This is a genomic window from Microcystis sp. LE19-131.1A (assembly GCF_027532015.1).
GTDB lineage: Bacteria > Cyanobacteriota > Cyanobacteriia > Cyanobacteriales > Microcystaceae > Microcystis > Microcystis ichthyoblabe_A.
In genome coordinates, this window is record NZ_JAPZSS010000006.1 from 1 (window position 1) to 6,170 (window position 6,170).

At 46.5% G+C, this 6,170-nt stretch carries 6 protein-coding genes, 1 tRNA gene and 1 pseudogene; 2 read left to right on the forward strand and 6 right to left on the reverse strand.

Annotated features, from left to right (window positions below; genetic code table 11):
• Window positions 1-229: 229 nt before the first annotated feature.
• Window positions 230-964, forward strand: coding sequence for a TIGR02391 family protein (locus O9323_RS00385; RefSeq protein ID WP_149107000.1), 735 nt, complete (start codon window positions 230-232; stop codon window positions 962-964).
• A gap of 20 nt (window positions 965-984) precedes the next feature.
• Here the strand turns inward: O9323_RS00385 and O9323_RS00390 are convergent, their stop codons facing one another.
• Window positions 985-1,773, reverse strand: coding sequence for a TrmH family RNA methyltransferase (locus O9323_RS00390; RefSeq protein ID WP_288124519.1), 789 nt, complete (start codon window positions 1,771-1,773; stop codon window positions 985-987).
• Window positions 1,774-1,835: 62 nt separating this feature from the next.
• Window positions 1,836-1,919, reverse strand: a tRNA-Leu gene (locus tag O9323_RS00395).
• Window positions 1,920-2,110: 191 nt separating this feature from the next.
• On the opposite strand from O9323_RS00395, the gene murA reads away from it, so the two are divergent.
• Entirely contained in the window at window positions 2,111-3,424 is a 1,314-nt protein-coding gene (gene murA / locus O9323_RS00400; protein WP_043998440.1) for a UDP-N-acetylglucosamine 1-carboxyvinyltransferase, read from the forward strand.
• A gap of 102 nt (window positions 3,425-3,526) precedes the next feature.
• On the opposite strand, the gene O9323_RS00405 is transcribed toward murA, so the two are convergent.
• The 4 genes and pseudogenes from O9323_RS00405 to O9323_RS00420 form a co-directional block, all read right to left on the reverse strand.
• A complete protein-coding gene (locus O9323_RS00405; protein ID WP_149107003.1) occupies window positions 3,527-4,363 on the reverse strand; it encodes an ABC transporter ATP-binding protein in 837 nt (278 codons plus the stop codon).
• Window positions 4,364-4,372: 9 nt separating this feature from the next.
• Entirely contained in the window at window positions 4,373-5,776 is a 1,404-nt protein-coding gene (locus O9323_RS00410; RefSeq protein ID WP_002752786.1) for a CmpA/NrtA family ABC transporter substrate-binding protein, read from the reverse strand.
• Window positions 5,777-5,780: 4 nt separating this feature from the next.
• Window positions 5,781-5,924: a hypothetical protein gene (locus O9323_RS00415; RefSeq protein ID WP_262382301.1), complete on the reverse strand. Its 144-nt coding sequence runs from the start codon at window positions 5,922-5,924 to the stop codon at window positions 5,781-5,783.
• A gap of 95 nt (window positions 5,925-6,019) precedes the next feature.
• Window positions 6,020-6,170 (reverse strand): annotated as a pseudogene (locus O9323_RS00420) (RNA-guided endonuclease TnpB family protein); the annotation flags it as partial.

Sequence of the window (6,170 nt, forward strand, 5' to 3'; positions counted from 1 at the left end):
TTTTGAGAGAATCTTCGTTCAAAACCTTGCGTCTTCATCGGCCCGTGTCCTGTAGGGGCGAAGCATTCGGATAGAAAATCTACGGTTTCACCGATAGGTTATTGCCCGAATGCTTCGCCCGTACTTTTTCAGCAGACCCTATATAGATGTCAATTTTAGCAAATTCCCGTTACGAAAATCAAAAGCACATAGTATAATAGTACTGTTGTTTATTTTTCGAGGCTTAAATATGAGTTTAACAGAAAATCAAAAAAACCTTTTGCGATGGATAGTTCAAGAAGTACGGGCTGGTCATCTTCCCGAGGGCAATATTTTGTGGGGTTGTCAGGTTTTCGGAGGTCGTAGTTGGCCAAATTACACGGGTTCTGATAGCTGTCCTGAGGTCGAATTCCCAACGCTCCGTGAATTAGAAAAATCTGGTTATATTAATTTGCAAACAATAGCCTCGGATGAATACAAGGTCGCTCTAACACAAAAAGCTTATGAAGCGGTTGATTCTAACTTTGCTGAACCCAATCGCTCGGCTATTCCTCATCTAATTCCCTTGACTGAAGTTGAACATTTAGACTCCGAACTATGGGAGAGAGTCCGTTTTTCTGTGAGTGCGGGTGGAGATAATCCAAAAGCGTGGGATACTGCGATTCGCAATGCGACAGTGGTTTTAGAGGACCGCATGAGGAAACTGGGAAATATTGATAATATTAATCAAAAAGCCACGGGTAATGGTATTGTTAACCTAATTTTTGGAAGCAATAAATCTGTACAAAAAGATAAGCTTCCATCAGAAGAATTAGAGGCATACCGTGATTTATATTCGGGTACAATGAAGCTTTTTCGTAACCGTTACGCTCATCGATTCATCGATCCTAAACCAGAGGAGGGTGGAGAAATTATCGTATTCATTAATTTATTGTTGAAGATGCTAGATAATTTAGATTGGGAGACAAAAAACGAGAATACATAAATCTCTAATTCTTGTCTGGTTTAACTATTCACCGATAATTGTCTTCTAGCTTCGTAGAGGATGACAGCAGTAGCGATCGCAACATTTAAAGATTCCACACCACCAAAGAGGGGAATTTTCACCGTTTCATCGGCTAAAGCCGCTAATTGGGGCGATAAACCGGCTCCTTCATTGCCTAACAAGATTAAAGTCGGACGGGTAAAATCAATCTCCCAATGGCTTTTGGTGGCTGTGGGTAAAGTCGCGATCGCTTTTACCCCCTGTGCTTGATATTTTTTCACTAAAGCCGATAAATCCGATTCTACCACTAGGGGCGATCGAAACCATTCCCCGGCGGAACTGCGGATCACTTTAGGGTTATCGATTTCGACGCTATCGAGACTTAACCAGATACCCTGTACTTCCGTAGCCACGGCAGTGCGAATAATAGTGCCGAGATTACCCGGATCCTGCAATCTTTCCAAAACTAAGCCCAATTGTAGCGGATTTGGGGGGATTGGATGAAGGTGATCACGGGCAATAGTGGCAATCACACCATCGGGATTAACCGTTGTTGCTAGGGAAGCGAGGACTTCCGGGGAAACTATCTCGACTCGTTTCGCTTGATTTTGAAGCTTCTCTGCTAATTCTCCCTGTCTTTGCTGCCACTTTTCAGTATAACAAACCGTTTCTAGGGAACAATTCAGGGCTAAAGCCGTCTCTAGTAAGTGGGTTCCCTCAATTAAGGACAAATTCTGCTCCTGTCGCTCTCTAGTGCGGTGTAGCTTGCGAATTTGCTTGATTAAAGGGTTTTGAACACTGCTAATCATAGCCAATCGGATTTTTCACCCCGCTAGGGCTGCCCTAAATAACTACGTTTTGAGGGAGATAATGCGGAACTCGGGACTTGAACCCGAAAGTCTTTGCAGACACTAGAACCTGAATCTAGCGCGTCTACCAATTCCGCCAGTTCCGCGTTTTTCTTTCACAATCTCCTATCATACTATCGGACAATCCATAAGTCAAGATGGTTCAGATAATTAAGACAAAAATCGCTTTTCGAGGTAGAATCACCGATAATTCGTTCAAAAATCTGATAAGATGCAGTCTAATTTTACCGAAGCTTGCCTTAGCCAAGACTCCCAACTAAGATAAATGAATGATCCTATGACTATCGATATCGAGCATCCCTATTTAGAAATTCAAGGTCGTCACTCTCTCAAGGGTGAAGTTAAAATCAGTGGTGCCAAAAATGCCGCTCTAGTGATTATGGCGGGAGCTTTACTCTGCTCCGACGAGTGCCAGATTAGTAATGTACCTGCCCTAGCCGATATCGAGCGGATGAGTCAAATTCTCTCGGCTTTGGGCGTGCAAGTCCGTCACACCAGAGATAGACTAGAGATTGATGGCAGAGACCTCAAACAAGCTCAAGCACCCTACGATCTCGTCTCCCAGTTGCGAGCCAGTTTTTTTGCCATTGGACCGATTTTAGCCCGTTTAGGAGAAGCAAAAGTTCCCCTCCCCGGCGGCTGCGCCATTGGGGCCAGACCAGTGGATTTGCACGTTAGAGGCCTACAGTCAATGGGTGCAGATGTATTAATCGATGGCGGCATGGTACACGCCCGCGTTAAGGGTAATGGTCGTCTGAAAGGGGCGAATATTTATCTGGATTATCCCAGTGTGGGAGCGACGGAAACCTTAATGATGGCGGCGACTTTAGCGTTCGGGGAAACCATTCTCGGTAATGCGGCCCAGGAGCCAGAGGTGATTGATTTAGCCAATTTTTGTGTTTCCATGGGGGCAAAAATTCGCGGTGCTGGGACCAATACAATTGTTATTGAGGGAGTTTCCCGTCTGCACAGTACCGATTACAGTATCATTCCTGATCGCATTGAAGCCGGGACTTTACTGATAGCCGGGGCAATTACCCGCTCAGAAATTAGTCTTTATCCCGTGATTCCCAGCCATTTAGCTTCGGTAATTGCCAAACTGCACGAAATCGGTCCGGAAGTGGTGGAAGATGGTCCCAATCGTCTCCGGATTATCCCTAAAGACTTAAAAGCCACCGATATCGAAACCCTGCCCTATCCCGGGTTTCCCACGGATATGCAGGCCCAATTTATGGCTCTGTTAACTTTAACCGAGGGCAGTAGCGTGGTTAATGAGACGGTTTTTGAAAATCGCCTGCGTCATGTGGCGGAATTAAAGCGTCTGGGAGCAGATATCAAGGTCAAAGGAAATGTGGCTTTAGTGCGCGGTGTGCCTTTCCTCTCTGGGGCGCCGGTGATGGCCACGGATCTACGCGCTTCGGCAGCTTTGGTGGTAGCAGGATTGGCAGCCCAGGGGACTACTATTGTGCAGGGACTCCATCACCTCGATCGAGGTTACGATAATTTAGAGGGTAAATTAGGAGCATTAGGGGCAAATTTACGCCGGGTTGATCCTTTAGCCTTAGAATTGGCTACCCTGACCCAATCTTAATAGAAAAAGGGCGAAGCATTCGGGCAATAACCTATCGCTGAAACCGTAGATTTCCTATCCGAATGCTTTGGACCGACAGATATTATCTGACTTGTTCACCGCCTATTCATCGGCTGTAAAATAACGCTCTAGAAAATCGAGAGCATGATTTCTTAAATCATAATATTCTTGAGTTTCTCGCATGGCGTGACGATCCCGGGGATGGGGAAAAGGCACTGTTAAAATCTCACCGATATTAGCATGGGGTCCATTGGTCATTAAAACAATGCGATCGGACATGAAAATTGCCTCATCTACATCATGGGTAATCATAATCACCGCTTGCCGGTGACTCTCCCAAATTTTCAGCACTTCCTGTTGTAATTTTCGCTTAGTTAAAGCATCTAAAGCCCCAAAAGGTTCATCCATTAATAGCATTTTCGGTCGAGTTACCAAAGCGCGAGCGATGCCCACCCGCTGCTTCATTCCGCCGGAGATTTCTTCGGGATATTTATCGGCAGCGGCCGTTAAATGCACCATAGCTAAATGTTCATTAACAAGGCTATTTTTTTCAACTTTACTAGCACTTTTAAGAACTTCATCCACTGCCAAGCGAATATTTTCTCGCACTGTCAACCAGGGCAAAAGAGAATAATGCTGAAAAACCATCATGCGGTCAGCCCCCGGTTTACGAATTAATTTTCCTTCTAAAGTGACCTGTCCCGAGGAGGCTTGTTCTAAACCGGCGATAATTTTTAAAAGCGTCGATTTGCCGCAACCGGAATGACCGATCACCGAAATGTATTCTTGGGAACCAATAGTTAGATTGACCCCATCGAGGACAACAAAATTACTGCCATCAGCCTTAGGATAAGCTTTAACGATATTTTTAATCTCTAAAAATTCCTCCTCGGAAAAGGAACTTGAGAGCGAGTTAGGAACAGAGGAGAATTGGGACATAATAATGAATTATCCCTGCAAATAAAAGAATTGAGGTGAATTGGCGCGAATTTCAAAACTGTTGAGATAACCGACGAGATCGCTAGGATCAAAAGCTTTTTGATCGATAAAGGCCCCCGGAGGTACGACGTAATAATCCTCGCTGGGAGAAACAATACCCATATCGTCGGCGATTTGACGGTATAAATCAGTTTTCCAAGCTTTTTTAGCTACTTCTTCCGCATTTTTGGGTATTTCAGCAATCTGTCCCCAGCGAGCGGCTTGGGTGATTAACCAAAGACTTTCGGATTGCCAGAGAAAGGTAGAATGATCGTGATCGGCTTTGGCAATATCTTTCGGCATGGCGAAAAAAATTGTCGTCGCTAGATCCCCAACCAGACGTTTTCGATCATCGAAACCGCCATAGTTGTAATCCCCAACGATGCCGGGGCGGGTAAATTGTGGTTTTGCCCCTGTAAACGAGCGCCCAGAAATGATCGTCGCTACTTCCTCTCGATTTTCAGGTCGATCGCAATACTGACAAGCTTCAATCATCGCTTTGACTAAAGAGCGATAGGTTTTCGGGTTTTCTTCGATAAAAGACTCCATCACCGCTAGAATGCGATCGGGGTGTCCTTGCCAGATTTCCCGTCCCTGGGCAAAGGTAAAACCGACCCCTTCGTTACCCCTAATCGCCCTAGTGTTCCAGGGTTCGGCCACCATATAAGCTTGCATTGTGCCAATACGCATATTGTTGACCATCTGCGGCGGCGGAATAATCAAAAGACGAAATTCTTCGATCGGATTAATGCCCATCGATGCCGTCAGGTAACGCAGGAAGTATTCATAGATGGAGGAACTCAAGACCACCGCCCAGATGCGCTCTTCCGGGGGGATACTCTGGAAATAGGCTTGCAGTTGCCGGCCCGCTTGCTCAAGATCGCCATTATACTCTTGCCAAGGTCGAAGGCCAAAATCCCACATCGGCCGATTCATGGTCATAGCGTTGCCGTGACGATGAATAGTCATCGCCCCACACAGAGGGGCAACCCGGGCCCCTTCTGCCCCCGTCCTCGCATTGGTAATCGCCCCGGAGACCACGGGAGAAGCATCCAAGCGTCCGAAGATAATCCCATCACGGGAATTCGCCCAACTTGCTTCTCGACTGAGGGTGACATTCAGTCCATACTTGCGAAAAAAGCCTTTTTCCCAGGCGACGGCGAAGGGGGCGCAATCATTGACGGGGACATATCCCACGGTGAGGTTAGGTTTTTCTAGGGTTTTCGGATCGATAATCGGGGTTACGGCTAGGGCTGCCTCGGTTAATCCCGTCGGGTTGCGACTGGCATTGATAGTACAGGCAGTCAGGCTACCAGTAACCAAAGTCGTCCCCAATCCCTGAAGGAAGGTACGTCTAGATATGGGGGGAATCATGGTATTAACTGCCCGGTTTAGCGGGACGATGGGTGACAAGGACTTGTAAACGGCTAATTAGGTAATCGAGGATTAAACCGGTAACGCCAATGACAATCACCGCCAGAAAGACGGAACTAAGGTTTAAGCGATAAGCGATTCCACTCATCCCAAAGAAAAAACCCGATTCCCACACCTCCGGTTAACATTTCCACGGCTACGTTGACATCCTCACCGCCGTAAACGGACGGTGATTCCCAAACCTCACGATTTAGGTTTCTGCTTCTTTCCCTTGCGGGGTTCCGCACCTGCCTTAACAGATTTACTCTGTTCTGGTCTTATGGTCGCTCGACAGACTGACACCGCAAGCCCTGCGGCCAAAATATTTTTACTAGCGTTAATATCTCGGTCATGG

What these genes read in the sequence shown, in the direction of transcription:
- murA (WP_043998440.1), top strand. Translation starts at nt 2,111, where the DNA reads ATGACTATCGATATCGAGCATCCCTATTTAGAAATTCAAGGTCGTCAC.
- O9323_RS00405 (WP_149107003.1), bottom strand. Translation starts at nt 4,363, where the DNA reads ATGTCCCAATTCTCCTCTGTTCCTAACTCGCTCTCAAGTTCCTTTTCC.
- O9323_RS00415 (WP_262382301.1), bottom strand. Translation starts at nt 5,924, where the DNA reads ATGAGTGGAATCGCTTATCGCTTAAACCTTAGTTCCGTCTTTCTGGCG.
- O9323_RS00410 (WP_002752786.1), bottom strand. Translation starts at nt 5,776, where the DNA reads ATGATTCCCCCCATATCTAGACGTACCTTCCTTCAGGGATTGGGGACG.
- O9323_RS00390 (WP_288124519.1), bottom strand. Translation starts at nt 1,773, where the DNA reads ATGATTAGCAGTGTTCAAAACCCTTTAATCAAGCAAATTCGCAAGCTA.
- O9323_RS00385 (WP_149107000.1), top strand. Translation starts at nt 230, where the DNA reads ATGAGTTTAACAGAAAATCAAAAAAACCTTTTGCGATGGATAGTTCAA.